The organism is Streptomyces zaehneri (genome assembly GCF_032248645.1).
In the GTDB taxonomy this organism is placed as follows: domain Bacteria; phylum Actinomycetota; class Actinomycetes; order Streptomycetales; family Streptomycetaceae; genus Streptomyces; species Streptomyces coriariae.
Genome location: NZ_JASTTJ010000004.1, coordinates 234,509 through 261,476, shown reverse-complemented (window position 1 = coordinate 261,476; position 26,968 = coordinate 234,509). Strand labels below are relative to the sequence as shown.

The window sequence follows — 26,968 nt, the reverse complement described above, 5'->3', positions numbered from 1 at the left end:
GTCGGCCCGGTCCTGCGGAACCCGGGTGATCGCTCCGACGCGCAGACGAGCTCCATAAGCCGTGTTCTTCCTGATTACGGTGTGACGGTTGACCTTCCGGGGGACTACGGCCATAGGGTCGTGCGCGGCCGGACTCGATCACGACTCGAAGGGCCGATGCGCCCGGGGTGGAGTGGCACGGTGAGCAAGGAGACCAGCCCGGGACGGGCTCAGGCGGGCATGGACGGCGAGCTGGCGCAGGCGCTGGTACGAAGTCGCCGGTTCTTCACCCGGGCGGAGGTCTCCGACGACCTGCGCACCCTGCACCGAAAGGGCGGCCGGCAGGCGGACGAGTTCTACCGGGACCGCTGGTCGCACGACAAGGTGGTGCGCTCCACGCACGGCGTGAACTGCACCGGTTCGTGTTCGTGGAAGGTGTACGTCAAGGACGGCATCATCACCTGGGAGGCGCAGCAGACCGACTATCCGTCGGTGGGCCCGGACCGTCCGGAGTACGAGCCGCGCGGCTGCCCGCGCGGGGCGGCCTTCTCCTGGTACACCTACTCGCCCACCCGGGTCCGCTACCCCTATGTGCGCGGCGTGCTGCTGCGGATGTACCGGGAGGCGAAAGCCCGGCTCGGCGACCCGGTCGCGGCCTGGGCGGACGTCGTCTCCGACCCGGAGCGCGCCCGCCGCTACAAGATGGCGCGCGGCAAGGGCGGCCTGGTCCGGGCGAGCTGGGACGAGGCGGTGGAGATGGTCGCCGCCGCCCACGTGCACACCATCAAGGAGTACGGGCCGGACCGGTTGGCCGGGTTCTCGCCGATCCCGGCGATGTCGATGGTCTCGCACGCGGCCGGGGCTCGCTTCTACTCGCTGCTCGGCGGCGCGATGCTGTCGTTCTACGACTGGTACGCCGACCTGCCGGTGGCCTCCCCGCAGGTCTTCGGCGACCAGACCGACGTACCGGAGTCGGGGGACTGGTGGGACGCCGGCTATCTGATCATGTGGGGTTCCAACCTGCCGGTGACCCGCACCCCGGACGCGCACTGGATGGCCGAGGCCCGCTACCGCGGCCAGAAGGTCGTCGCCGTGTCGCCCGACTACGCGGACAACGTGAAGTTCGCCGACGAGTGGCTCGCCGCCCAGCCCGGCACCGACGGGGCCCTCGCCATGGCGATGGGGCACGTGATCCTCAAGGAGTTCTTCGTCGAACGGCAGACCCCGTCCTTCACCGACTACGTCAGGAAGTACACGGATCTGCCTTTCCTGGTCGCCCTCGACGAGGTCGAGGGCGAGCCGGACACGTACACGCCGGGCAAGTTCCTGACCGCCGCCGATCTGGGTGGCGAGTATGCGCGGGCCGAGCACGCGGAGTTCCGCACCGTGCTGCTGGACGCGGCCACCGGCCGGCCCGTGACGCCCAATGGAACGCTCGGCGACCGTTACGGCGAGGCAGGCGCCGGCAAGTGGAATCTGGATCTCGGCGACATCCAGCCGCTGCTGTCCGCCGAGGGCGGCGAGGAGGCGCCGGTCGCCGTCGAACTGGCCCGCTTCGACGCCCCCGACGGCAGCGCGGCGCGACTGCGGCGCGGCGTCCCGGTGCAGCGGGTCGCCGGGCGGCTGGTGACCACGGTGTACGACCTCCTGCTCGCCCAGTACGGGGTGGCTCGCGACGGCCTGCCCGGCCGGTGGCCGTCCTCGTACGAGGACGCGGAGGAGCCGTACACCCCGGCGTGGCAGGCGGCGATCACCGGAGTGGAGGCCGGGAAGGCGGCGCGGATCGCGCGGGAGTTCGCGGCCAACGCCGAGGAGTCCGGGGGCCGTTCGATGATCATCATGGGGGCGGGCACCAACCACTGGTTCCATTCCGACACCATCTACCGCGCGTTCCTGACGCTGACGACCCTGACCGGCTGTCAGGGGGTCAACGGTGGCGGCTGGGCGCACTACGTCGGTCAGGAGAAGGTCCGTCCGATCACCGGCTACTCGGCGATCGCGACCGCCGGCGACTGGAACCGGCCGGCCCGGCAGATGATCCAGACCGCCTACTGGTACCTGCACGCCGACCAGTTCCGCTACGACCCGTTCTCCGCCGACACCCTCGCGGCGGCCGGTCCGGGCACGGGCGGCCCGTTCGCCGGGAAGAGCACGGCCGATGTGATCGCGCAGTCGGCGCGGATGGGCTGGATGCCGTCGTATCCGACCTTCGACCGCAACCCCCTCGACCTCGCCGACGAGGCCGAGAACGCGGGCCGGCCGGTCGCCGAACACGTGGTGGACGAACTGAGGGCGGGGCGGCTGCGGTTCGCGGGCGAGGACCCGGACGCCCCGGAGAACTTCCCGCGGGTGCTGACCATCTGGCGGGCCAACCTGCTGGGCTCCTCGGCCAAGGGCAACGAGTACTTCCTCAAACACCTCCTCGGCACCGACCACTCGGTCCGGGCCACCGAGGCGCCGCCGGATGCCCGCCCCCGAGACGTGGTGTGGCGGGAGGAGGCCCCCGAGGGCAAGCTGGACCTGCTGCTGACCCTGGACTTCCGCATGACCAGCACGACCGTCTTCTCCGACGTCGTCCTGCCCGCCGCCACCTGGTACGAGAAGCACGACCTGTCCAGCACGGACATGCACCCCTTCGTGCACGCCTTCAACCCGGCCATCGCCCCACCGTGGCAGACCCGCACCGACTGGGACGCCTTCCACACCCTTGCCCGGGAGTTCAGCCGCCAGGCCGCCGATCACCTGGGCGTTCGCAAGGACGTGGTCGCCGCCGCGCTGCAGCACGACACCCCCGACGAGATGGCCAACCCGCACGGCCGGGTGCTCGACTGGAAGGCGGGGGAGTGCGAGCCGGTCCCCGGCCGCACGATGCCGAAGCTGGTGACGGTGGAACGCGACTACGCTGCGGTCGCCGACAAGATGACCGCCCTCGGCCCGCTGCTGGACACCCTGGGCGCCACCACCAAGGGCGTCACCTTCAAGGTCGACCGCGAGCTGGAGTACCTGCGGCACAAGAACGGCACCGTGCGCGGCGGCACGGCCGACGGGCGGCCCTCGATCGCCCGCGACACGCACGCCTGCGAGGCGATCCTCGCCCTGTCCGGCACCACCAACGGCCACCTCGCCACCCAGGGCTTCCACACCCTCGAAGCCCGCACCGGCACACAGCTCGCGGACCTGGCCGCCGAGCACGAGGGCAGGCGGATCACCTTCGCCGACACGCAGGCCGCCCCCGTGCCGGTCATCACCTCCCCGGAATGGTCCGGCTCCGAGACCGGAGGGCGCCGCTACTCCCCGTTCACCATCAACGTCGAACGCCTCAAGCCCTGGCACACCCTCACCGGCCGCCAGCACTTCTACCTCGACCACGACTGGATGACCGCGCTCGGCGAGCAACTACCCGTCTACCGGCCGCCGTTGAACATGCACGCCCTGTTCGATGAGCCCCGCATCGGCGAGACGGGCGAGCTCGGCGTGACCGTGCGCTACCTGACCCCGCACAACAAGTGGTCCATCCACTCCGAGTACCAGGACAACCTCTTCATGCTCTCCCTTTCACGGGGCGGGCCGACCATCTGGATGAGCACCCAGGACGCGGCCAAGGTCGGCGTGAAGGACAACGACTGGGTCGAGGCCGTCAACCGCAACGGCGTGGTCGCCGCCCGCGCCGTCGTCTCGCACCGCATGCCCGAGGGCACCGTCTACATGCACCACGCCCAGGACCGGCTCATCGACGTGCCCCGCACCGAGACCACCGGCCGGCGCGGCGGCATCCACAATTCCCTGACCCGTCTGCTGATCAAACCCAGCCACCTCATCGGCGGCTACGCCCAGCTCTCCTACGCCTTCAACTACCTGGGCCCGACCGGCAACCAGCGCGACGAGGTCACCGTCATCCGCCGCCGCGACAACCAGGAGGTGACGTACTGATGCGCGTGATGGCCCAGATGGCGATGGTGATGAACCTCGACAAGTGCATCGGCTGCCACACCTGCTCGGTCACCTGCAAGCAGGCGTGGACCAACCGCACAGGCGTCGAGTACGTGTGGTTCAACAACGTCGAGACCCGCCCCGGCCAGGGATACCCCCGCCGCTACGAGGACCAGGGCAAGTGGCGCGGCGGCTGGGAGCTGAACAAGAAGGGCCGCCTCGCGCTGAAGGCGGGCGGCCGGTTCAAGAAGCTGATCCAGATCTTCTCCAACCCCGTCCTGCCGTCCCTCGACGACTACTACGAGCCCTGGACCTACGACTACGAGACGCTCACCAACGCCCCGCTGCAGGAGCACACCCCGGTCGCCCGCCCCAAGTCCCTGATCTCCGGCAAGGACATGAAGATCTCCTGGTCGGCGAACTGGGACGACGACCTCGGCGGATCGGCCGCGACCAGCGAACGGGACGTGCTGCTGAACCAGGTCTCGGAGAAGATCAGGTTCGAGTTCGAGCAGACCTTCATGTTCTACCTGCCGCGGATCTGCGAGCACTGTCTCAACCCGTCCTGCGCGGCGTCCTGCCCATCCGGTGCGATCTACAAGCGGGAGGAGGACGGCATCGTCCTGGTCGACCAGGACCGCTGCCGGGGCTGGCGGATGTGCGTCACGGGCTGCCCGTACAAGAAGGTGTACTTCAACCACCGCACCGGCAAGGCCGAGAAGTGCACCTTCTGCTTCCCGCGCGTCGAGGTGGGCCTGCCCACCGTCTGCTCCGAGACCTGCGTAGGCCGGCTGCGCTACATCGGCCTCGTCCTCTATGACGCCGACCGCGTGCTGGAGGCCGCCTCCACCCCCGACGACAAGGACCTCTACGAAGCCCAGCGAGGCGTCTTCCTCGACCCCCGTCATCCGGAGGTCGTCTCCGCGGCCGAGAAGGCGGGCATCCCCCGGGACTGGATCGAGGCCGCCCAGCGCTCCCCGATCCACGCGCTGATCAACACCTTCAAGGTGGCCCTGCCGCTGCACCCGGAGTACCGGACGATGCCGATGGTCTGGTACATCCCGCCGCTGTCCCCGGTGGTCGACGCCGTCCGCGACACCGGACGAGATGCCGAGAACCATCAGAACCTCTTCGCCGCCGTCGACGCCCTGCGCATCCCCGTCGACTATCTTGCCCAGCTGTTCACCGCCGGCGACCCGGCACCGGTGGACGCGGTGCTGCGCCGCTTGGCCGCGATGCGCGCCTATATGCGTGACATCAACCTGGGCCGCGAGCCGAACGACGCCGTCCCCGAGGCGGTCGGGATGACCGGGGAGCAGGTGTACGACATGTACCGGCTGCTGGCGCTGGCGAAGTACGACGAGCGGTACGTCATCCCGCCCGCCCACGCCGAACAGGCCCACAAGCTCGAAGAACTCGCCACCGAGTGCAGCCTCGACTACGAGGGCGGTCCGGGCATGGGCGGCTCCGGTCCCTTCGGGGAGACCTCCGGCGGCGCCGCGCCGATCGCGGTGGAGAACTTCCACGCCCTGCGCGACCGGCAGACCGCCGACTCCCCGGCCACCCCCACCGACAAGGCAACCCGGGTCAACCTCCTCAACTGGGACGGCAAGAGTTCCCCACCCGGCCTGTTCCCGGACAGGCCGGCTGACAACGGCACCGGCGCGGACCGCGAAGGGGAGGCGGAACCGAAGCCATGAAACGGAAGACCGCGCGCACCACCCGCACCCAGCCCTGGCACGCCGACGCCTGGCAGGCCCAGTCCTTGCTGCTCGCCTACCCCGACGAGCGGTTCGAGCGGTACCTGGCCCTGGCCGGCCGGGTCGCCGCCACCCTGCCGGAACCGGTCGCCCGCCCCCTGCTCCGTTTCACCGCGCACGCGCAGCAGACCGCCTCCGCCGACTTGGCCGCCGCCTATGTGGCCACCTTCGACCACCGCAAACGCTGCTGCCTCTACCTGACCTACTACGCGCACGGCGACACCCGCAAGCGCGGCCTCGGCCTGCTGCGGCTGAAGCAGACCTATGCCGCTGCCGGCTGGCGCCTGGGTGACGATGAACTGCCCGACCACCTCGCCGTGGTTCTCGAGTTCGCCGCGACCGACCCGGCGACGGGAGCGGGCCTGCTCACCGAACACCGGGCCGGCCTGGAACTCCTGCGGCTCGCCCTGAACGACGACGGCTCCCCTTGGGCCCACGTCCTGGACTCCGTCTCCGCCACCCTGCCCGCGCTGGCCGGCGACGACCGCGAGGCCGTCATGCGCCTGGCCGCCCAGGGCCCGCCGGAAGAACAGGTCGGACTCGACCCGTACGCGCCCCCGATGTCCTCGCCCGTGTCCGTCCCCGTGTTCCTGCCCGATCCCGTCGTAGGAGGTCCCCGATGACCGCGCCCGCGCAGCCCCTCACGTCGGCGGCGGCGGAGGCCGGCACCGGCGCCGTCCTGCTGTGGGTCGCCCTGCCCTACGTCGTCCTCGCCGTGTTCGTCCTCGGCCACATCTGGCGCTACCGCTACGACAAGTTCGGCTGGACCACCCGCTCCTCCCAGCTCTACGAGCGGCGCCTGCTGCGCATCGGCAGCCCGCTGTTCCACTTCGGCATCCTCGTCGTGCTCCTCGGCCACATCGGCGGCCTGGTCGTCCCCAAGAGCTGGACCGAGGCGGCCGGGATCAGCGAGCACATGTACCACGTCGGCGCGGTCGTCCTCGGCACCGTCGCGGGGGTGGCCACCGTCGGCGGGCTGGCCATCCTGATCTACCGTCGGCGGACCGTCGGCCCGGTCTTCTCCGCCACCACCCGCAACGACAAGGCGATGTACGTCTCCCTGACGGTGACCATCGTGCTGGGCCTGTCCGCGACGGTGGCCGCGAACGTCGTCGGCGGCGGCTACGACTACCGCGAGACCATCTCTCCCTGGTTCCGGTCCGTCTTCTACTTCCAGCCCGACCCGGACCTGATGTCCGGCGCCCCGGTGCTGTTCCGACTCCACGCGATCAGCGCCCTGCTGCTGTTCGCCGCCTGGCCCTTCACCCGGCTCGTCCACATGCTCACCGCGCCGCTGGGCTATCTGACCCGCCCCTACATCGTCTACCGCAGCCGCGACGTCCGACTCGGTGCCCGGGCCCCGCATCGGGGCTGGGAACGCAACGGTTCATGAGCGACCGGTCCTCGCACGTGCGGGGATACCGGGCCGCGCGGTGAGTGGCCACCATCAGGGGCGATTGCCCGCGTCCGGATCGTCGGGCATCTCCGTTGCCCGTTCACGTTCCGCCCGGACTCCCTTGCCGCCCACGACCACTGCTCGGATCGCAGGGCCACGAGCTCCGGCGCGAGCTCCCGGAGGGACAGGCAGGGCTGATGCGTTCTCACGTGGTGAGATCGAGCATGGCGGTGGCGTACTCGGGATGTGACCTGTAGTGATCGATTGCGGCGGAGATGTTGGTCCAGCCGGCTTGCCGCATCAGACCGATGGCCAGGTTGCGCATGGTGGCCATGGCGCGCGGTGCGGTGCCGGTACGTATCCGCGAGGCGTCCTCGCCGTAGGTCACGTCCCTGACATGGTGCAGGGCCTCAACTGACCAGTGGTTCTCGATCAGTTCGGCGAGCTGAGAAGGGTTGGCCTGGTCCGGGGTCAGGCTGGTGATGGCGTAGACAATCTTCGTCTGGACCTTTCCAGTCTTGCGGTTGGTGCGGCGGCGCTTGATCTCGATGGCCTGGACGGCGTGGGGGAAGAGCAGGCCGGCTTGGACGGTGCAGACCTTCAGGCGGCGGACCTCGCGGCGGCCGTGGCCGGTGGCCGTGGTGCGGTTCTGTAGCGGGATCTCGTGCCAGGGCGGCGTCTTGAGTTGCCTGCGGAGCCTTTTCTGGTTGCCCTTGACGACCAGGAGGTAGTGGCCCTGGGCTGCAATGACACGGCCAGCGTGGGCGCGCTGCTCCGCCGGGGGCTCTGCGTTCGGGAGTGGGCCTGATGCGTGGTGTTCGACGTGGACTTGCTGCGCTCCTGCTTGCCGTACACGTGCGCAAGTGACACGACACGGTGGGCGGGTTGCAGTGAACGGGATCGGGCGCGTACAACAACGACAACAGGGCCTCCGTGAACCGCCCGGAATGGGGTTGCACCCCCGAGCTGTCAGGAGGCCCTGTCTTCGTGCGCCTACTACCGACGGATTACCCGACCAGGAACTCCGTTCACTCGCGGATTTCAAGATCGGTTGAGCTACGGCTACTCACTGCAGTGGAGTTGCGCGTCGATTTGTTTGGCGGTCATGGGACCGTCGCGGGTCCAGTACTTGCCTGGTTCCAGTTTCGCGCTCTCGATCGTGTGCAGGGCGAAGACGTCGTCGCGGCCATCGCCCGTCGGATCCGTGTAGCTCACTCCGATGTTGGGAGGAACAGCTGACTTGCTGGGCTTGTCCGAGTGCTGTGCGAATCCTTCTCCAGACCAGAGGGTGACCAGACCCTTCCGGGTCGATGGCGAGGTTGGCCCTGAGGCGGACCATACGACGCGCGGACTCTCGTGTGTGACATCGTCGAAGTCGTAGACCTCAACGCTCTTGATTTCATCCGTGGGGCACATGGGTACCTTGACGACGATCGTGTCGCCATCGACCGAGGCCCCGAACTCTGGTGGGTCGGCCGGATCCGATGGAAGCATGCCGCAGCCGGATGCCCCCAGCATTGTGATCAGGGTCAGGAGACCTGACAAGGTGCCCTGCTGTCGCGTGGAACGAATCACCGGTAGCACTGTTTGTATCCTCCCTGTCCCCAGTGGGCCAACCGCTCCCACCGGTTGCGGCAGGGATTACTGCCCGCTCGCAGGTAGCGGATGCCGAAACCAAGGCCGTAGCGCAGCCATTGGGACCTGTGCCTCTTCTCGTGGGTAATCCGGTCCCTTGTGAGGTACTGGGAGTTATTCGACGTGAAGTAGGTAGTTCCGAGTGTTGTACCACCACGCGCGTGCAGACCCCATCCCCCAACGCACGTTCTCATGCCGTAGCGGTAGCTGCACTTGTAGCCCATGAGGCGGCCAGCGCCTGCGAGCCCGTATCCCAGTGCTCGGGCTCCAGCGCGTCTCACCTTCTTGTACCGCCAGAACTTCCAGGTCCACCGCTTGCCGTCAAGGTCGAATTGGTTGATGGGGTCGCTGGGGTAGACGTAGGCGTTGGCGCTGCCGCCGGGGACGGGGTCGGTGGAGAGGAAGCGGCCGGTGGTGGGGTTGTAGAGGCGGACGCCCATGAGGGTGAGTCCGGTGGGGGTCTCGCTGGAGCGGGTTTTGGCACCGAGCCAGCCGTATCGGGTGGGCTGCTGGCCGGGTCGGGGGTTGCCGTACTCGTCGGCGTCCAGAACGGTCGGGGCAACGGCGGTGTCGAGGGGGAGCTGGAGGGTGATGTCGCCGTGGAGGTTGGCGAGTTGCAGGACGGTGCCGCCGGTGGCGGTGCTGGTGGCTGCGAGGTCGCCGGAAGGGCCGTCGATGTTGCGGGTCAGGCTGCCGCTGGTGTCTTCGCTGATCCAGCGGGGGCCGTCGCTGTCGGAGTCGTAGTGGTTGGTCTTTGCGGCTGTCTGGGTCCAGGTGCCGGAGGTGTTGGTCTCGGTGGTCCAGCCGCGAAAGCGCAGGTTGGAGTCGAGGGTCCAGGTCTGGCGCTGGGTGCCGGCGGTCTGCTGCTGCGCGAGGTCGTTGTTGTAGTAGGCGAGGGTGGCGCCGGGAAGGGCCGTGGTGCGGCCGAGGTTGTCGTAGGCGTAGCCGGTGTCGACGAGCCGGTCGGCGCTGTCGTAGGTGGAACTGGTGGTGGTGGCGCCGGTGGTGGTGCAGTCGAGGCCGACGCCGGCGGCGGCGGTGGCCAGGGACTTGCGGTTGCTGTTCTTGTCGAAGGTGTAGGTGCGGGTGGTGCACACCGCGTCGGCGCCGGTGTCCTGGACCTGGGTCAGGCGTCCGGTGTTGTCGTAGGTGTAGCCCTGGGAGGCGGTGACGCCGGGGGCGCCTGCGTGGGCCACGATCTGGCCGTGGGTGTTCTCGCTGACCGTGTCGGCCGCCAGGACGGTGGCGTCGCTGGTGCGGGTGTAGGTGCGGGCGGTGGCTGAGCCGGTGGTGTCCTGCTCGTCGCTCTGGGTGTAGCCGCCGGGCAGGGTCTGGGTGGCCAGGTCACCGTCGGCGTCGTAGCGCGCGGTGAAGGTGCCGGCGACCGAGTCGGTGACCGAGGTGGTCAGACCGCGCGGGTCGATGGCGGTGTCGTAGGCGTAGGTAGTTGTTGAGGGCACCGTGTCGGTGATCTTCGACGGGCGGTTGAGGGCGTCGTACTCGGTGGTGGTGGTGGCCGCGCCGGCGTCGGTGTAGGTGAGCTGACGGCCGAGCTGGTCGAAGGTCTTACTGATGGTGCCGCCGGCGGTGGAGGTCTGCTTGTTCGCCAGACCGGTCGCCGGATCGTAACCGGTGGTGGTGGCCGGGACGGCCGTACCAAGGCCGCCGGTGACGGTGACGGTGGTGGGGCGGCCGGCGTCGTCGTAGCCGTTGTTGGTGGTGCGGGTGGTGCCGTTGGCGGTCTCGGTGACCTTGGCGATCTGTCCCTCGACCGCGTACTCGGTGGTCGTGGTCGGCAGCTGGGTGGGGTTGGAACCTCCCCCGGTGATCGCTGCGCCGGGTATGGTCTGGCAGACCATGTCCGCCCATTCCGGGCGCCCGTTGCAGGTGCCCGTGCCGGTGGCGGAGTAGTACGTGGTCTGCGTCGCGCCCGCGTCGGTGCCGGTGGAAGCGGGCAGAGCGGTCTTTGTGACCCGTCCCTGGTCGTCGTAGGTGGTGGTCGTGGTCAGCGCCAGCCCGGCCGGGTCCTGAGTGCTGGTGGTGGCCACGCCCTTGACCCAGTCGAAACCGGTCGCCACCACGCGCGGGTCGGCGGCCAGGGTCGGCCAGGCCCGCAACTGGGCAGCGGTGGTCTCCTTGGTGACCTGGTCCTTCACCGCGGCGGTGCCGTCCGTGGGGCGGCCGCTGTCGTACTCCTTGAGGGTCTGGGTGCGGGCGATGACCTTGCTGCCGGCCTGCGCGACGGCAGTGGTGCCGCTGAGCAGCTTGGAGGCGAGCACGACCTGGTGGATCGGGCCGTCCTCTTCCACCTCGCGGGTGCCGGTGTCGTTGTAGATGCTGGTGCTCGACAGCAGCTGGGCCCGCTCGGCCGAGGCGAGGTTGCTGATGCCCAGCCCGGTCAGCTCTGTCTTCTGGGCCGCAGTCGTCCCCAGGGCCAGTTCGCGGTTGCCCGCGGTCAGCGACCGGATCGTGTTGCCGAACTGGTCGAACTCGGTGACCGTGACGTGATGGCCGGGCGTGGCCTCGTTGACCTCACGGCCCGAGGCGTCCAGGTAATGGATACCGGCCCGGGCGTAGGAGCCGGCGCTCAGAGCACTGCCGTCGTTGCCGGCGGGCACCTGATCCGCGGGGAAGACCGCGGTGGCGTCGCTGGGAACGTCGGTCTGCCCCCACGAGGCCAGGGCGGAAGCCCCGAGCTCCTCCGGCGCGGTGGAGCCGGTCAGCGGCACGCCGTAGACGACGCTGGTGGCGGCCGTGCCGTTGGTCTGGCCGGCGCTGCCCGGCGTGAGCGTCGGGCGGGATGCCTTCAGCAGCATGCCGGCGCCGGCGGCAGGGTTGGATCCCGCCTGTCCGTAGGTGAACGTCCACGGCAGCTGCCCGGCCGGGGTCAGCGTGGTGACACGGCCGGCGTCGTCGTAGGTGTAGGCCGTCTTCAGCGCCGGGCTGACACGGGGGTCCCACTGCTCACGCAGCCGGCCACTGGCGTCGTAGGCGTAGGACGCGGTGGTCTGCACGGTGGACAAAGAGGCCCCGGGCGCGGTCGACCACAGCCTGATCGCTGAGACCTGGTCCTTGACGTCTCCCAGCGCGGAACCGGATGCGGTGGTGGCGGTGGCGTAGACGAACTCCAGCACCCGGCAGCCCTTGACCGACGGGTCGGCCGCGCACGCCGAGGCAGCGACAGCAGACGTCGGGGCGATGAGGAGCTTGGGGCGGGAGGTCTTGGTCTCGCCCACCGTGACCGCTTCGCTGACGGTGGTGGTCGTGGTGTTCGCCAGACCCGTCAGGTAGGAGGTGGAGGCGTTCCACAAGGTGGTGCTGCCGCTCACCGCGGTGAAGGTGGTGACCTCGCCGTCGGAGCTCTTCAGGGTGAACGTGCCGCCGAAGCTGCCGGTGAGCTCGTAGTCCTCGGCGCCGACCTCGGGGATCCAGCCGGTCTTCGCCGCGTTCTGGGTGAAGTTCAGGCGGGTGTCATCGCCCGCCGCCCCCACACTCACCGACGTCGTGGCGGTTTTCGCCAGCACCGTCCACGGGATGGACGTCTGGGCGCCGTAGAGCCATTCCTTGCCGAAGATCGGCGCCTGCTGGCCGGTGCCGGCGCCCGCCTGCGGAGAACGTGAGGAGGCGGTGCGGTCAACCGACAGGCCGAAGAAGGAAGCGTCGTTGTCGGAGAGCGTGTAGTCACCGGTCAGCAGGTTCACCGAGCCCGGCCCCACCTCCTCGCTCGCGGCGCCGTCGGCGCCGCGGTCGACGGTGGCATTGACGGGATCGGACGAGGCGGACGCACTCGAGGGACCCGTGAAGTCGGCCCGGATCTGCACGGCCCCGTCCGGGTTGACGGTGGAGGTGGCGTTCCAGGTCAGCTTCGGGCTCTTGCCGCTGGTCAGAGCCACCGGCCAGGCCGACAGCGGCTGGCCCGCGACCGTCACGTCACCTGCCGGGATGACCGTCCAGGTGTCGGCCTCGCCGCGGCGCCAGGAGAAAGTGGCCTGGGTGAATTTCGAACCGTCGGCCTCGGCGGTCAGCGGCAGACGGGCGGCGGTGCGGGAGCCCTCGTCGGGGCTGGTGACGCCGCCGGGACCGACGTGGAAGGTGTAGGAGAGGGCTTCGGACTTGTTGTCGGCCCTGTCCGTCGCGCGCACCTGCAGGGTGTTGGTGCCTGCCTTGGCGGGCTTGATGGTGATGCTGACCGGGGTGGTGCCGCTGGTGGCGGCCTTCGTCCAGGTCGTGCCGTCCAGCGACCATTCGATGCCGTTCTGGTCGCCCGACGGGGGCGTCACCTTGAACACGCCTGCCTGGCCGACACCCTTGACCCACGACGCGGACGGATAGTCCGTCGAGGTCACCGCGGTCGGCGCGGACGGGGCGGAGGTGTCCACCGTGAACGTCGCCCACGCCGACCAGTCGTTGTTGTAATGCAGACCGTCGTAGGGGTTGGTGCGGAACTTGTAGGTCTTGCCGTTGGTGAGCAGACCGGAGGGAACCGTCACCGACGCCGGCTGCCCCGACGGTACGAACGGCGATACCAGGTAGTTGCCGACCTGCGTGCCGGTGGCGGCATCGTCGATCTCGAAGGTGCCGTCGACCTTGTCGTTGTTGACGTCGATGAAGGTGTCGCTCAGCGTCGGCGTCAGGGTGTTGACGTACCAGGTGCCGGTCGCGTCCTGGAAGAACGGCGGGCCGGCCTGCTGGTCGGTGCCGGTCTTGGGCCGGTAGTTGTAGGTGACGGTCAGCTTGGGCGGGTTGGACGCGGCGTTCGCCGAGTTGAAGCGCTTCCACTGCGCGGTCGCCGTCTCACTCGCCGCCTGCAGGCCCATACCGGAGGTGGCGTTCTTCGCCGACGCCCACGTCTGCACCAGGTTGGTGACATCCGCGTTGACCCAGCCGTCCGGCGCCGCGGTGCAAGCGGGGTTGCCCTTGGTCTCCGTCGAGGTCGCCGAAGCCGTCGCGGCCCAGGTCGGCTGAGACGTCCAGCGCGAGGCCGTGGACGCCTTGCCCGTGCTGTAGACACCCCAGGGGTAAGCCTTGCAGTCCGTATTGCCCGAATGGACAGCGGGTATGTGCTCGTGGACGGACTCGGCAGGGCGCTCAACGGGCGGCAGCTGCGTGAGCGGGCGTACAAGGTCATGGACAAGCACGCGCTGCGGCGGGTCCGTTTGTACGATGCTCGCGCGAGTTGCTTCACGTACCTGGCCAACAACGGGGTGCCGGACCACCTCCTTGCCCGGTGGGCTGGGCACACCGACGTCCAGACCACGAAGGACTGGTATGTGAAGCCGGACGTGGAGGATCTTCGTCCGGCCGCGGATACCTGGGGAGGTCTGGCGAGCGTCTCCACCCCCGATCCCGCAGAGAGTGTGAGATGTGGGAGCGTGAGCGGGTGAGTGAGAACAACGTCGAAACCCTGCAATACCGCTTCGACGGGCCGGAAGACGCCCCGGTCCTCATCCTGGGCCCCTCGCTGGGTACCACATGGCACATGTGGGACCGTCAGGTTCCCGAGCTGGCCCAGCAGTGGCGCGTCTTCCGCTACGACCTGCCCGGCCACGGCGGCGCCCCGGCCTACCCCGTCGGCTCGGTCTCCGACCTGGCCGCACGGCTGCTCGCCACCCTCGACGGGCTCGGCGTGCAGCGCTTCGGCTACGCGGGCTGCGCGTTCGGCGGCGCGGTCGGCGTGGAGCTGGCGCTGCGGCACCCGGAGCGGGTCGCCTCCCTCGCGCTGATCGCGGCCTCGCCGCGCTTCGGCACGGCCGACGAGTTCCGGCAGCGGGGCGTGATAGTCCGCACCAACGGTCTCGACCCCATCGCCCGCAGCTCGCCCGACCGCTGGTTCACCAGCGGCTTCGCGGCCGCGCAGCCCGCGATCACCGAGTGGGCCGTGCAGATGGTGCGCACCACCGATCCCGGCTGCTACATAGCGGCCTGCGAGGCGCTCGCCGCCTTCGACGTGCGGGCCGAGATCGGTCTCGTGGGTGTGCCGACCCTGGTCCTCGTCGGCTCGGACGACCAGGTCACCGGTCCCGCCGAGGCGCGCACCCTGGTGGCCGGCATCCCGGACGCCCGGCTGGCCGTCGTGCCGGGCGCCTCGCACCTGGTCCCGGTGGAGCAGCCCGCGGCCGTGACCGACCTGCTGGTCCGCCACTTCTCCACCGCCTGGCAGCCCGCCTACGACTCCGGCACCGGGCAGACGGCCGTGCCGGGCATCCCCGTCAGGGCGGTCCTGACCGTGCCCCAGCAGCCTCCGCAGCCGGTGGCCATCGCGGAGATCGCGCCCGCCCCGGTCCTCGAACCGGTGCAGGCCATGGGCCGCCCCGATCCGTACGACGCCGGTCTGAAGGTGCGCCGGGAGGTCCTCGGGGACGCCCATGTCGACCGGGCGCTGTCGCAGGCCGACGACTTCTCCGGGGACTTCCAGGAGTTCATCACCCGCTATGCCTGGGGCGAGATCTGGGACCGTCCCGGCCTCGACCGGCGCTCCCGCTCCTGCGTCACGCTCACCGCGCTGGTCGCGGGCGGCCACCTGGACGAGCTCGCCTTCCACATCCGCGCCGCGCTGCGCAACGGGCTCACCCCGGACGAGATCAAGGAGGTGCTGCTCCAGGCGGCCGTCTACTGCGGCGTACCCGCGGCGAACAGCGCGTTCAAGGTGGCACAGCAGGTCATCCGGGAGGAGACCACTCCCACCGAGTGAGCCCCGCACCGGGCGCGGGGGCAGGATGGATCTCATGACGGCTCTGAAACTCACCAAGAAGGCGCACGCGTGTGTGCGCCTGGAGAAGGACGGGCGCACGCTCGTCCTCGATCCGGGCGGATTCAGCGAGGCGGACGCCGCGGTCGGGGCGGACGCGATCCTGGTCACCCACGAGCACCCCGACCACTTCGACGAGAAGCGACTCCGGTCGGCTCTGGAGGCCGACCCGGCCGTCGAGGTATGGACCCTGAGGTCCGTCGCGGGGCAGCTCTCCGCCGCGTTCCCCGGCCGGGTGCACACGGTCGGCCACGGTGACACGTTCACCGCCGCGGGGTTCGACGTCCAGGTCCACGGCGAGCTGCACGCCGTCATCCACCCCGACCTCCCGCGCGTCACCAACGTCGGCTTCCTCGTCGACGAGGGCCGCGTCTTCCACCCCGGAGACGCGCTCACCGTCCCCGGGCGCCCGGTGGAAACCCTGCTGGCCCCGGTCCAGGCCCCCTGGAACAAGATCTCCGAGGTCATCGATTACGTCCGCGAGGTCCGGCCGCAGCGCGTCTACGACATCCACGACGCCCTCCTCACCGACCTCGCCCGCCCGATCTACGACACGCACCTGGGCAACCTGGGCGGCGCCGACCACGGCCGGCTGGCGCCCGGGGCCTGCGCGCAGGTCTGAGCGAGGGCGTTGTCGGACCCGCCGGGTAGGTTGTGGGGCATGCGTATCGCGACCTGGAACGTGAACTCGATCACCGCCCGCCTGCCGAGGCTGCTGGCCTGGCTGGAGAGCAGCGGCACCGACGTGCTGTGCCTCCAGGAGGCCAAGGTCGCCGAGGCGCAGTTCCCGCTCGACCAGCTGCGCGAACTGGGCTACGAGGCGGCGGTGCACGCCACGGGCCGGTGGAACGGCGTGGCGGTGATCTCCCGCGTCGGCCTGGCGGACGTCGTCAAGGGCCTGCCCGGCGACCCCGGCTACGACGGGGCGCAGGAGCCCCGCGCCATCTCGGCCACCTGCGGCCCGGTCCGCGTCTGGTCGGTGTACGTGCCGAACGGACGCGAGGTCGACCACCCGCACTACGCCTACAAGCTCCAGTGGTTCGAGGCCCTCAAGGCCGCCGTGGCGGGCGACGCGGCGGGCAGCCGCCCCTTCGCGGTGATGGGCGACTACAACGTGGCGCCGACCGACGACGACGTGCACGACGTGGCCGCCTTCGAGGGCCTCACCCATGTCACCCCGGCCGAGCGCGCCGCCCTGGCGTCGCTGCGCGAGGCCGGCCTGTCGGACGTCGTCCCGCGCCCCCTGAAGTACGACCACCCCTTCACGTACTGGGACTACCGCCAGCTCTGCTTCCCCAAGAACCGCGGCATGCGCATCGACCTGGTGTACGGCAACGAGCCGTTCGCCAAGGCCGTCAAGGACGCCTATGTCGACCGCGAGGAGCGCAAGGGCAAGGGCGCCTCGGACCACGCTCCGGTCGTGGTCGACCTCGAGGTGTAGCGGGAGCCGGTGCCCGTCCGTCTACGCGCGATGCCCGTCCGGACCGCGGCCTCGGCCCTCGCCACGTGACAGCGCGCCTGTGGTGCGCACGCCGGTGTGAATGTCACGCTGGGCTTATGAACATCCCTTTCCTGGGCAACAGGAGCAAGAAGTACCGTGCGGCGGTGCTCGCCGAGGACCCCGAGGGGATCGCCCAACTCCTCTCCGAATGCGAGCTGTTGCGTTCCCAGGCGGCCCGGGAGGGGATCGGACTCGACGACACGGCCGCCTCGTTGGAGGCGCTCGACCAGCTTCCGCCGCGCTGGCGCGAGGACGAGGAGACCCTGCCCTGGTTCGGTCACGACGCAGGGCTCTACCTGGGGACGGTCGTCGTGCGTACGGTCCCCGGTTCGGTCTGGGTGATCTGGCCCGGCGGGGAACCCGTCGTCCGGCTGGCGTCCGGCCGGGAGGTCGACGTGGTCGCCGCCGGGCGTGAGTGGGCCGCGACCGGGACCCCCGAACTGTCCCAGCTGTACGCCGAGGTGGCCGAGAACTGAAGTGCGAGCGCGTAAATACGGCTAATGGCGGAAAGGTGCGTGTCGTGCCTCAGCTCCGGTCTCGTGTGGATAGTTTGCGGCGACCACGACACAGCTGAAAGTGAGTAGGGCTGCGCATGGCCGTCGATCCGTTGATCGAGCTGCGTGACGTCAACAAGTACTTCGGGGAGCTGCATGTCCTGCAGGACGTCAACCTCACCGTCGGCAGGGGGGAGGTGGTCGTGGTGATCGGCCCTTCGGGGTCGGGGAAGTCGACACTGTGCCGCGCGATCAACCGGCTGGAGCCCATCCACTCCGGTTCGATCACGCTCGACGGACAGCCGCTGCCCGAGGAGGGCAAGGCGCTGGCGGGACTGCGTTCCGAGGTCGGCATGGTCTTCCAGTCCTTCAACCTGTTCGCCCACAAGACGGTCCTGCAGAACATCTCGCTGGGCCAGGTGAAGGTACGCAAGCGCAAGAAGGACGAGGCCGACCGCCGCTCGCGCGCACTGCTCGACCGGGTGGGCCTCGCCGACCAGGCCGACAAGTTCCCCGCCCAGCTCTCCGGAGGCCAGCAGCAGCGCGTGGCCATCGCCCGCGCCCTCGCCATGGACCCCAAGGCGCTCCTGTTCGACGAGCCCACCTCCGCCCTCGACCCCGAGATGATCAACGAGGTCCTGGAAGTCATGCAGCAACTCGCCCAGGAGGGCATGACGATGGTCGTGGTCACCCACGAGATGGGCTTCGCCCGCTCGGCCGCCAACCGGGTGATCTTCATGGCCGACGGCCGTATCGTCGAGGACCGCACCCCCGAGGAGTTCTTCACCGCCCCGCGCAGCGACCGGGCCAAGGACTTCCTGTCCAAGATCCTCAAGCACTGAGCGACGGCGCCAGCCCGCAGAGCCCACCCGCCCCGGCGGCGGCCGGAGATCACTGCCCGCGCAGCGGAACCGACACGTACGACGGGTCGTCCGCCGGCGAGGAGAAGGTCAGCCGCGCGCCGGACGGGTTGTGCTCGGTGTAGAGCGGGTCGACGGTGTCGACCACCAGGGCGAGCCGGTGTCCCGCCGGAACGTCGTAGGCCGTGGAGATCAGATCCAGGTCGAGACCGAACGGCCGGCCCGGCGTGTGCCCGTGGAAGGTGTACGGCGCGTTGGCGACCAGCTTGCCGAGGCCGAGCGGCCCCACGTCGTAGAGGTAGGCGACGAGGGTGCCGCTCTCCTTCGTCGGGGTGACGGTGGTGTGCATCGTCGCGGTGCCGCGCACCTGCTGGGCGGTGGCGTACTTCCCGGACTGCCACACGGCGGCCCAGCGGCGGGGGAGCAGGGGGATCGCGGCCACCGGGGGCAGCTTCGCCACCTGGTCGAGGATGCTGGACAGGAAGACGATCCCGCCGTCGGCGCCCGAGTCCACGTTGGTGTGGATCGTGGTGGAGCCGGCGAGGGCGATCTTCTTCCGGGTCGCGTTCACCGACTTCCAGTCCGGGTATCCCTCGTAACCGCTTGTGGAACGGGACTTGAGCCGGACGGGCTGCTCGCGGTCGATGCCGTTGTCCTCGCCCTTGAGATAGTGGTCGAACCAGCGCTCGGTGTCGGTCCACACGTCGTTGGGCACCCCGAACAGACCGGGGAGCTCGGCCGTCGCGTGGTCGCCGGGACGGAACTCCAGCCGTTTCGGGCCGGTCAGCCCCTCGTAGAAGGCCGCGGACTGGTTGGGCGGGAAGATCGTGTCGCCCCAGGCGCCGGCGAGCATGACCGCCGCGCCGTTCTTGTTGAGCTGGTCCAGGTAGGTAGCGGGGGAACGTTTCTGCCCCCAGGCGACGATGTCCTTCTCCTTCGACAGGTCGCTGGAGTAGAAGGCCGAGAAGACCGCCCGGGACTCGGCGCTCTGACGGCCGGTGACCGTGCCCACGGTGTCGAGCACGGCGGCGGCCTGGACGTGCTGGGTGCGGCCGGAGTAGATCGAGTCGATCAGGTCGCCCCAGCCGCTGAGCGAGGCGACGGCCTTGACGCGCGGGTCGTGGGCGGCGGCCAGCAGGCTGATCCCGGCGCCGTACGAGACGCCCGCCATGCCGATGTTCTCCGGGTCGCTCGGGGTGTTCGCGAGGGCCCAGTCGACGACCCTGGCGGCGTCGGCGACATCGTGCGGCCCGGCCACGTCGATCTCGCCCCCGGACTGCCAGAAGCCGCGCACGTTGTAACTGAGCACGACATAGCCGGAGTCGGCGAGCCGCCGCGCCTGGGCGAGGTACTCGACCTGCGGGAAGCCCCAGCTCGTCGGCAGCACGATCAGCGGGTGGCGGCGGGTGCCGTCGGCGCCGGCGGGGGTGACCACGTTGGCCTTGAGGACCGTGCCGCCGTCCCCGGCGATGTCGACGTACCGGACCTCGCCGGCGGCTGCCTGCGCGGCGGGCGCCAGGCCCAGAACCCCGCCGGCGACCAGGGTCGCGGAGACGGCGCCCATGGCGGTCGCGCGTAGGGCCATGCGGTGCGGTCGTCCCACGGGTCACTCCTCTTGCCTGCGCCATCGCAAAGTGACCCGACGGTAACCGCTGTGCCCCATCCGAGGTAACCGTCGGTAAGTTACGTCGCAGTAACAATTGTCGTGTCCGGCAGGGGCGCCTGCGCCGCCCGGGTCACGTCCGCGACCAGTTCGACCACATCGGGGCCGTACACCTGGGAGTTGATGACCTTCAGGAGCAGTACGAAGGAGTCGTGCCCGTGTTTGCGGGCCAGCCGTTCGTGGTTGCGGACGAGGTAGCGGGTGGCGGCCTGGTTGTTGATCGCGCGCTGGCCGCAGAACAGGAACACCGGCCGCGCCTCGCGCCGCCGGCCGGCGGTGAGCCGGGCCAGCAGGACGTACTCGGTGACGCCCGGTTCCATGCGGTGGTGCTCGCCGCCTATCCGGAACGCCAGCCGGTCCGGGCCCGGTTCCCGGTCGGTGTTGATGCGCACCCCGGGCAGCATGGCCTGGATGTGGGCCGCCATCCGCCGGTTCGATCCCGGGCCGCCGACACAGAACTCCGTCCGCTCGCCGAAACCCTGCCGCGCCGCGTCCTGGGTGACCACCTCGGCGCCCGCGCCGCAGTCCTTGATGAGCGCGGCGAGTTCCAGGAGCGCGAACACGTCGTGGCGGTGCACCGCGAGGTCGGGGCTGCCCGCGTCGCGGTTGACGACCAGCAGGCACTCCGAGTTCTCGGGCAGCCCGAAGAAGGCCTGCTTGCGCCGGAGTCTGCGCTTCCACAGGTAGGTGCGGGCCAACCAGCCGAGCGCGGCACTGATGCCGGCCGCGACCACGCCCAGGACGATGTTGCGCACGTCGTCGTTCATGGGCGCGCATGGTAGCGGGCCACCATGGCCGGGGCGTACCCGTGTTCGAGGTGTGGCGTTCGTATGACAGTGCCCGGAAGGAGGCTGTCAGGCCCCCGTGAATGTGGTTACGCTGCGCGGACGGTCCCGGACTGGAGGTACGGATGCGTCGCCCTGTCGCGCGGAAACTGTCGGTCCTGGCGGTCTCGGCCGCCGTGGTCACGGTGGGTGCCGCGGCGCCACCCGCCGCTGAGAGAGCCGCTGTTGCGAAGGTCCCGGTCGCCGTCGGCTACGGCGGTGCGGTCGCCAGCGTCGACGCGGACGCCTCCGCGGCCGGCATCGAGGTGCTGCGCAAGGGGGGCAACGCCGTCGACGCGGCCGTCGCCACCGCAGCCGCCCTCGGCGTCACCGAGCCCTACTCCTCCGGTATCGGCGGAGGCGGCTACTTCGTCTACTACGACGCCGAGTCCCGTGCGGTGCACACCATCGACGGCCGGGAGACCGCCCCGCTGACCGCGGACTCCGGTCTCTTCCTGGAGAACGGCAAGCCGCTCGCCTTCGCGGACGCCGTCAGCAGCGGCCTGGGCGTCGGCACGCCGGGGACCCCCGCCACCTGGGCGACCGCGCTGAAGGAGTGGGGCAGCGAAAAGCTCGGCACGGTCCTGGAGCCCGCCCAGCGCATCGCCCGCGAGGGCTTCACGGTCGACGACACCTTCCGGACCCAGACCGCCGCCAACGAGACCCGCTTCCGCTACTTCCCCGACACGGCGAAGCTGTTCCTTCCCGGTGGGCAACTCCCGGTCGTGGGATCGACGTTCAAGAACCCCGACCTCGCCCGCACCTACGAGGAGCTGGCCCGCAAGGGCGTCGGCGCGATCTACCGCGGCGACCTCGGCGAGGACATCGTCGCCACCGTGAACAAGCCGCCCGTGGACCCCGGTTCGGGCTGGAACGCCCGGCCGGGCGAGCTGTCCGCCAAGGACCTCGCGGCCTACCGCGCCAAGCTCCAGGCGCCCACGAGGACCTCGTACCGAGGCCTGGGGGTCTACTCCATCGCCCCCTCGTCCTCGGGCGGCACGACGGTCGGCGAGGCCCTCAACATCCTGGAGCGGACGGACCTGTCGAAGGCGAGCGAGGTCCAGTACCTGCACCACTACCTCGAGGCCAGCCGGATCGCGTTCGCCGACCGCGGGCGCTGGGTCGGCGACCCGGCCTTCGAGGACGTCCCCACGAAGCAGCTGCTGTCGCAGAAGTACGCCGACTCACGCGCCTGCCTCATCAAGGACGACGCGGTCCTCACCAGCCCCGTGGCGCCCGGCGACCCGCGCCACCCGGCCGCCTGCGGCGCGGGCGGCACGGCGGCGCCGACGACGTACGAGGGCGAGAACACCACGCACCTCACCGTCGCCGACAAGTGGGGCAACGTGGTCTCCTACACGCTCACCATCGAGCAGACCGGAGGCAGCGCCATCACCGTGCCCGGCCGCGGCTTCCTGCTCAACAACGAGCTGACGGACTTCTCCTTCGCACCCGCCAACCCGGCCGTCCACGACCCGAACCTGCCAGGGCCGGGCAAGCGGCCGCGCTCGTCGATCTCGCCGACGATCGTGCTCGACCGTCACAACAAGCCCGTGGTGGCGCTGGGTTCGCCCGGCGGCGCGACCATCATCACCACCGTGCTGCAGACCCTGACCGAGTTCCTTGACCGAGGACTGCCGCTCGTCGACGCGATCGCCGCCCCGCGCGCCAGCCAACGCAACGCCGCCCAGACGGAGTTGGAGCCCGCGCTCTACGACGACACCAGCCCCGACGGGCTGCGCGCCCGGCTGGAGGCCATCGGGCACTCCTTCAAGCTCAACCCGGAGATCGGCGCGGCCACCGCCGTGCAGCGGCTGCCCAACGGCAAGTGGCTGGCCGCCGCCGAGAAGGTACGACGCGGCGGCGGCTCGGCACAGGTGGTGCGTCCGGCTCCCTAGGGCCCGGAGCGGACGGACCGGGCGTCCGGCCTCGTCGGGTGTCGGGCGTCGGGCGTCGGGCGTCGGGTGTCAGAGCTCAGGCGCGGGTGGCTCGCCGCCGGTACGCGTACGGAACGCGAGCCGCCCGTCCTCGACCTCCACCGTCACCCGGTCGCCCTCCTCGACCCGCCCGTCGAGGAGCAGCCGGGACAGCTGGTTGTCGACCTCGCGCTGGATCGTGCGGCGCAGCGGGCGGGCGCCGTACTCGGGCTGGTAGCCGCGCTCGGCGAGCCAGTCGACGGCCGCGTCGGTGAACTCGGCCGTGATGCCCCGGGCCTGCACCAGCCGCCGCGTCCGCTCCAGCAACAGGTCGGTGATCCGCCGCAGTTGCTCGCCCGTGAGCTGCCGGAACACGACGATCTCGTCGATCCGGTTGAGGAACTCCGGCCGGAAGTGCTCGCGCAGCGGCCGCAGGATCTGTTCGCGCCGCGCCTCCTCGTCCGCGTCCGCGCCACCCGATCCGAAGCCGATGCCGGCGCCGCGCCGGGTGATCGCCTCCGAACCCAGGTTGCTGGTCATCACGATGACCGTGTTGGTGAAGTCGACCGTGCGCCCCTGGGAGTCGGTGAGCCGGCCGTCGTCGAGGACCTGGAGCAGGACGTTGAAGACGTCCGGGTGCGCCTTCTCCACCTCGTCGAGCAGGAGCAGCGAGTAGGGGTGGCGGCGGACGGTCTCCGTCAGCTGTCCGGCCTCCTCGTGGCCGACGTAGCCGGGCGGAGCGCCGACCAGACGGCTCACCGTGTGCCGCTCCTGGTACTCGCTCATGTCGAGCCGCACCATGCGCTCCTCGCTGCCGAACAGCGACTCGGCGAGCGCGCGGGCCAGTTCGGTCTTGCCGACGCCGGTCGGGCCGAGGAACAGGAAGCTGCCGATCGGCCGGTCCGGGCTGGCGAGCCCGGCGCGCGAGCGCAGCACCGCGTCCGCGACGACCCGTACGGCCTCCTCCTGGCCGACGACCCGCTCGTGCAGGTGCTCCTCCAGGGCGAGCAGGCGGTCCTTCTCCTCCTGGGTGAGGCTGGCGACCGGGATGCCGGTCTGCCGGGACACCACCTCGGCGATCGCCTCCGCGGTGACCTCCAGATGCCGGCCCTCGTCGGAGGTGATCTCACCGGTCGCGTCCGCGATGCGCTGCTTCAACTCGACGATGCGGTCGCGCAGGCGGGTGGCCTGCTCGTAACTCTCGTCCGCGACCGCCTGGTCCTTGTCGCGGGCCAGTTCCTCGGCCTCGCGCTCCATGGCCCGTACGTCCGTGCCCTTGGTGCGGGCACCGAGCCGCACCCGGGCGCCGGCCTGGTCGATCAGGTCGATCGCCTTGTCGGGCAGGCGGCGGTCGGTGAGGTAGCGGTCGGACAGCTCCACGGCCGCGACGAGCGCCTCGTCGGTGTAACGGACCTGGTGGTGGGCCTCGTAGCGGTCGCGCAGCCCGCGCAGGATCTCCAGCGCGTCCGCGACGGACGGCTCCGGGACGAGGATCGGCTGGAAACGGCGGGCGAGGGCCGCGTCCTTCTCGATCCGCCGGTACTCCTCCAGCGTCGTCGCGCCCACGATGTGCAGCTCGCCTCGGGCCAGGGCCGGCTTGAGGATGTTGCCGGCGTCCATCGACCCGCCGCCCTCGCCGCCGCCGCCCGCGCCGACGACGGTGTGCAGCTCGTCGATGAAGACGATCAGTTCGTCGGAGTGGGCGCGGATCTCGTCGACGATGGTGGTCAGCCGCTCCTCGAAGTCGCCGCGGTAGCGGGTCCCCGCGACCACCGCCGTCAGGTCCAGGGCGACCACGCGCCGCGCGACGAGGACGTCCGGCACGTCCCCGTCCGCGATCCGCTGGGCCAGTCCCTCCACGACGGCGGTCTTGCCGACGCCCGCGTCACCGATCAGCACCGGGTTGTTCTTGCCGCGCCGGGAGAGCACCTCGATGGTCTGCTCGATCTCGTCCTCGCGGCCGATCACCGGGTCGATCCGGCCCTGACGGGCCAGCTCGGTGAGATCCGTGCCGTACTTGTCCAGGGTGGGTGTGCCGGTGGGCCGCTGGCGGTCGCCGGGGCGGGCCGTCGGCGCGCTGTCCGTGGGCTCGCTCGGCAGGGCCGCGGCGGCGAAGCGGGCCGCGTTGAGGATGTGCCCGGCCGCGGAGTCCGGGTTCGACGCGAGGGCGCTCAGCACGTGCTCCGGGCCGATGTAGCCGGCCCCGCGCGAGCGGGCCAGGTCGTGCGCGTCCAGCAGGGCGCGTTTGGCGGCCGGGGTCAGCGACAGCGACGTGGGCGGTGGCACCTCGCCCGGCGGGTGCTGGACCGGGCCCGAGCGCTCGTCGATCTCCGACGCGAGGGACTCGGGGTCGGCGCCGGCCCGGCTGAGCAGCGTGCGGGTCGGCTCCGCGCCGAGGGCCGCGCGCAGGAGATGCTCGGTGTCCAGGTCGCGGCTGCCGTGCTCGGCCGCGTACTGCGCCGCGCCGCGCACGAGCTCTCTCGCGGGCCGGCTGAGGAGCTGACCGATGTTGATGTGCCGGGGGCCGGGGCTGGGCCCGCCGAAGAAGCGGGCCAGGAACTCGCCGAAGGGGTCGCCGTACCCCTCCGGGCTGGAGAAGCCGCTGGTCATGGCGTTCCGTTCGATCGACTTGCGCTGCCGGTGCGGTCGGTTGCCCTGTCCGTCCCGGGCTACACCACGATGGCACGATCCGCAGGGCGCGGCATGTCCTGAGGCCGCCCGCCGCACGGCGGCCGGTCCCGTCGTCCGTGGGCGGTCGCGCCCACGGGGCGGAGCGGCAGACCGGTACGGCACCACGCCTGCCGTCGGCGGAGGGCGCGGGTGGTGCGCGGGCGGTCGCCCATGGGGCGGCGCCGCGGATGGTTACGGCCCTGTCCCGGCCGGCGGAAGCGGCCGCGGTCCTTGCGTGGGCGGTTCCGTCCAGGGGCGGAGCGGCAACGCCCTGTACGACCTGCGCCGGGGCAGATCGGTACGGCCCTGTGCCTGCCGGGGCAGGGGCCCCGGTCCTTGCGTGGGCGGTCGCGCCGACCGGCGTGGGCCGCAGGTCGATACGGCCCGCGCCCTCGGCGCAGTGGTCCTACCGGCGCTCGGTGAGGACCCTCGGTCCGCTGTCCGTGATCGCCACCGTGTGTTCCGCGTGGGCCGCCCGGGAACCGTCGTTCGTGCACAGGGTCCAGCCGTCAGGCGCCTCGTGGTAGCCGTCCTTGCCGCTCGCGATCAGCATCGGTTCGATCGCGAGGGCCATGCCGTGGCGCAGGGGGTAGCCGCGGCCCGGGCGGCCCTCGTTGGGGACGCCGGGGTCCTCGTGCATCTGGCGACCGATGCCGTGGCCTCCGAAGCCGTCCGGGATGCCGTAGCCCGCCTCCCGGCACACCGTGCCGATCGCGTGCGCGATGTCGCCGACGCGGTTGCCGACGACCGCCGCCTCGATACCGGCCGCGAGGGCCCGCTCGGCGGTCTCGATCAGCCGGATGTCAGCCGGGCGGGGCGTGCCCACGGTGAAGCTGATCGCGGAGTCGCCGGCCCAGCCGTTCAGCACCGCGCCGAAGTCGGCCGACAGGAGGTCGCCGTCGCGCAGCCGGTAGCCGGTGGGGATGCCGTGCACGATCGCGTCGTTCACGGACGCGCAGAGCACCGCCGGGAAGGGCGTCGTGGCGAAGGACGGGCGGTAGCCGAGGAAGGGGGACGTCGCCCCCGCCTCCCGCAGCACGTCGTGTGCCACCTCGTCCAGTTCCAGCAGGGATACGCCCACGTCGGCGGCCTCGCGCACGGCCGTCAGCGCCCGTGCGACGACCTGTCCCGCCTCGTACATGGCCTCGATCGATGTGTCTGTCTTGAGCTCCACCATGCCAATTACTATACCGGTATTAGAATGGTGGCATGGTGCGCACCCCCCTCACCCCGCAAGAGCGTGAACGCGGCGAACGGCTCGGTCTGTTGCTGCGCGAGGCCCGCGGCGGCCGGAGCATGGCGGACATCGCGGCGAGCGCCGGCCTGTCCGCCGAGACCCTTCGCAAGATCGAGACCGGCCGCGCCCCGACGCCGGCGTTCTTCACCGTCGCCGCGCTCGCCCGCGTGCTCGGTCTGTCGATGGACGAGCTGGCGGGGCTGTGCGTGCCCGCCCCCGCATGACACCCTGGGGTCGCTGCCCGCGCCCGTTCGGGATCACGCACCGGTCGTCGCGTCGGTTTCGAAAACTGGCTGTAGCCGCGCTGTAACACGGTTGGTGTTTTCTACGAGCCGGAGTGTTCCGGTCAGGGCGG

At 70.6% G+C, this 26,968-nt stretch carries 18 protein-coding genes; 11 read left to right on the top strand and 7 right to left on the bottom strand.

The annotated features are described in order from the left end of the window. The first annotated feature begins 219 nt into the window (after positions 1-219). Genes QQM72_RS09510 through narI form a run of 4 tightly spaced genes read left to right on the top strand, consistent with a single transcriptional unit; the run spans position 220 to position 7,062 of the window. Positions 220-3,909, top strand: a complete 3,690-nt coding sequence (locus tag QQM72_RS09510; RefSeq protein ID WP_314220480.1) for a nitrate reductase subunit alpha — start codon at positions 220-222, stop codon at positions 3,907-3,909. Then, a complete protein-coding gene (gene narH / locus QQM72_RS09505) occupies positions 3,909-5,609 on the top strand; it encodes a nitrate reductase subunit beta (RefSeq protein ID WP_314220359.1) in 1,701 nt (566 codons plus the stop codon). Before QQM72_RS09510 ends, narH begins: the two co-directional genes overlap by 1 nt. Then, positions 5,606-6,292 (top strand): nitrate reductase molybdenum cofactor assembly chaperone, encoded by a 687-nt coding sequence (gene narJ, locus QQM72_RS09500; protein ID WP_314220358.1) that lies wholly within the window; start codon positions 5,606-5,608, stop codon positions 6,290-6,292. Before narH ends, narJ begins: the two co-directional genes overlap by 4 nt. Continuing rightward, positions 6,289-7,062 carry a respiratory nitrate reductase subunit gamma gene (gene narI / locus QQM72_RS09495; RefSeq protein ID WP_314220357.1) on the top strand — a complete coding sequence of 258 codons (774 nt, stop codon included), beginning with the start codon at positions 6,289-6,291 and terminating at the stop codon, positions 7,060-7,062. Before narJ ends, narI begins: the two co-directional genes overlap by 4 nt. A gap of 208 nt (positions 7,063-7,270) precedes the next feature. Here the strand turns inward: narI and QQM72_RS09490 are convergent, their stop codons facing one another. From QQM72_RS09490 to QQM72_RS09480, 3 genes are read right to left on the bottom strand one after another with little or no spacing between them, the layout of a single operon-like run. Beyond that, the gene (locus QQM72_RS09490; protein ID WP_314220356.1) at positions 7,271-8,110 is read right to left on the bottom strand and encodes an ISAs1 family transposase; all 840 of its coding nucleotides are present in this window, start codon (positions 8,108-8,110) and stop codon (positions 7,271-7,273) included. Positions 8,111-8,127: 17 nt separating this feature from the next. After that, entirely contained in the window at positions 8,128-8,640 is a 513-nt protein-coding gene (locus QQM72_RS09485) for a hypothetical protein (protein WP_314220355.1), read from the bottom strand. Then, positions 8,637-13,838, bottom strand: coding sequence for a DNRLRE domain-containing protein (locus tag QQM72_RS09480; RefSeq protein ID WP_314220354.1), 5,202 nt, complete (start codon positions 13,836-13,838; stop codon positions 8,637-8,639). The genes QQM72_RS09485 and QQM72_RS09480 overlap by 4 nt, the downstream gene beginning before the upstream one ends. A gap of 224 nt (positions 13,839-14,062) precedes the next feature. On the opposite strand from QQM72_RS09480, the gene pcaDC reads away from it, so the two are divergent. From pcaDC to QQM72_RS09455, 5 genes are all read left to right on the top strand, one after another. Next, positions 14,063-15,391, top strand: a complete 1,329-nt coding sequence (gene pcaDC / locus QQM72_RS09475) for a bifunctional 3-oxoadipate enol-lactonase/4-carboxymuconolactone decarboxylase PcaDC (RefSeq protein ID WP_399076548.1) — start codon at positions 14,063-14,065, stop codon at positions 15,389-15,391. A gap of 43 nt (positions 15,392-15,434) precedes the next feature. After that, positions 15,435-16,070, top strand: a complete 636-nt coding sequence (locus tag QQM72_RS09470; RefSeq protein WP_314220479.1) for an MBL fold metallo-hydrolase — start codon at positions 15,435-15,437, stop codon at positions 16,068-16,070. Between the two features lie 39 nt (positions 16,071-16,109). After that, positions 16,110-16,889 carry an exodeoxyribonuclease III gene (locus QQM72_RS09465; RefSeq protein ID WP_314220352.1) on the top strand — a complete coding sequence of 260 codons (780 nt, stop codon included), beginning with the start codon at positions 16,110-16,112 and terminating at the stop codon, positions 16,887-16,889. 116 nt (positions 16,890-17,005) lie between these two features. After that, entirely contained in the window at positions 17,006-17,425 is a 420-nt protein-coding gene (locus QQM72_RS09460) for a DUF6278 family protein (protein ID WP_314220351.1), read from the top strand. A gap of 116 nt (positions 17,426-17,541) precedes the next feature. Further along, positions 17,542-18,285, top strand: coding sequence for an amino acid ABC transporter ATP-binding protein (locus QQM72_RS09455; protein WP_314220350.1), 744 nt, complete (start codon positions 17,542-17,544; stop codon positions 18,283-18,285). 49 nt (positions 18,286-18,334) lie between these two features. Here the strand turns inward: QQM72_RS09455 and QQM72_RS09450 are convergent, their stop codons facing one another. Both QQM72_RS09450 and QQM72_RS09445 read right to left on the bottom strand, forming a co-directional pair. Next, positions 18,335-19,888, bottom strand: coding sequence for an alpha/beta fold hydrolase (locus QQM72_RS09450; RefSeq protein ID WP_399076647.1), 1,554 nt, complete (start codon positions 19,886-19,888; stop codon positions 18,335-18,337). Between the two features lie 98 nt (positions 19,889-19,986). Next, the gene (locus QQM72_RS09445; RefSeq protein WP_314220348.1) at positions 19,987-20,733 is read right to left on the bottom strand and encodes a hypothetical protein; all 747 of its coding nucleotides are present in this window, start codon (positions 20,731-20,733) and stop codon (positions 19,987-19,989) included. A gap of 143 nt (positions 20,734-20,876) precedes the next feature. On the opposite strand from QQM72_RS09445, the gene ggt reads away from it, so the two are divergent. Further along, the gene (ggt, locus tag QQM72_RS09440; RefSeq protein WP_314220347.1) at positions 20,877-22,688 is read left to right on the top strand and encodes a gamma-glutamyltransferase; all 1,812 of its coding nucleotides are present in this window, start codon (positions 20,877-20,879) and stop codon (positions 22,686-22,688) included. 69 nt (positions 22,689-22,757) lie between these two features. Here the strand turns inward: ggt and QQM72_RS09435 are convergent, their stop codons facing one another. Both QQM72_RS09435 and map read right to left on the bottom strand, forming a co-directional pair. Continuing rightward, the gene (locus QQM72_RS09435; protein WP_314220346.1) at positions 22,758-25,316 is read right to left on the bottom strand and encodes an ATP-dependent Clp protease ATP-binding subunit; all 2,559 of its coding nucleotides are present in this window, start codon (positions 25,314-25,316) and stop codon (positions 22,758-22,760) included. A 466-nt stretch (positions 25,317-25,782) separates the two neighbouring features. Then, positions 25,783-26,553, bottom strand: a complete 771-nt coding sequence (gene map, locus QQM72_RS09430; protein ID WP_314220345.1) for a type I methionyl aminopeptidase — start codon at positions 26,551-26,553, stop codon at positions 25,783-25,785. A gap of 32 nt (positions 26,554-26,585) precedes the next feature. Between map and QQM72_RS09425 the strand changes: the two genes are divergently transcribed. Continuing rightward, positions 26,586-26,837: a helix-turn-helix domain-containing protein gene (locus QQM72_RS09425; protein WP_314220344.1), complete on the top strand. Its 252-nt coding sequence runs from the start codon at positions 26,586-26,588 to the stop codon at positions 26,835-26,837. Positions 26,838-26,968 lie beyond the last annotated feature (131 nt).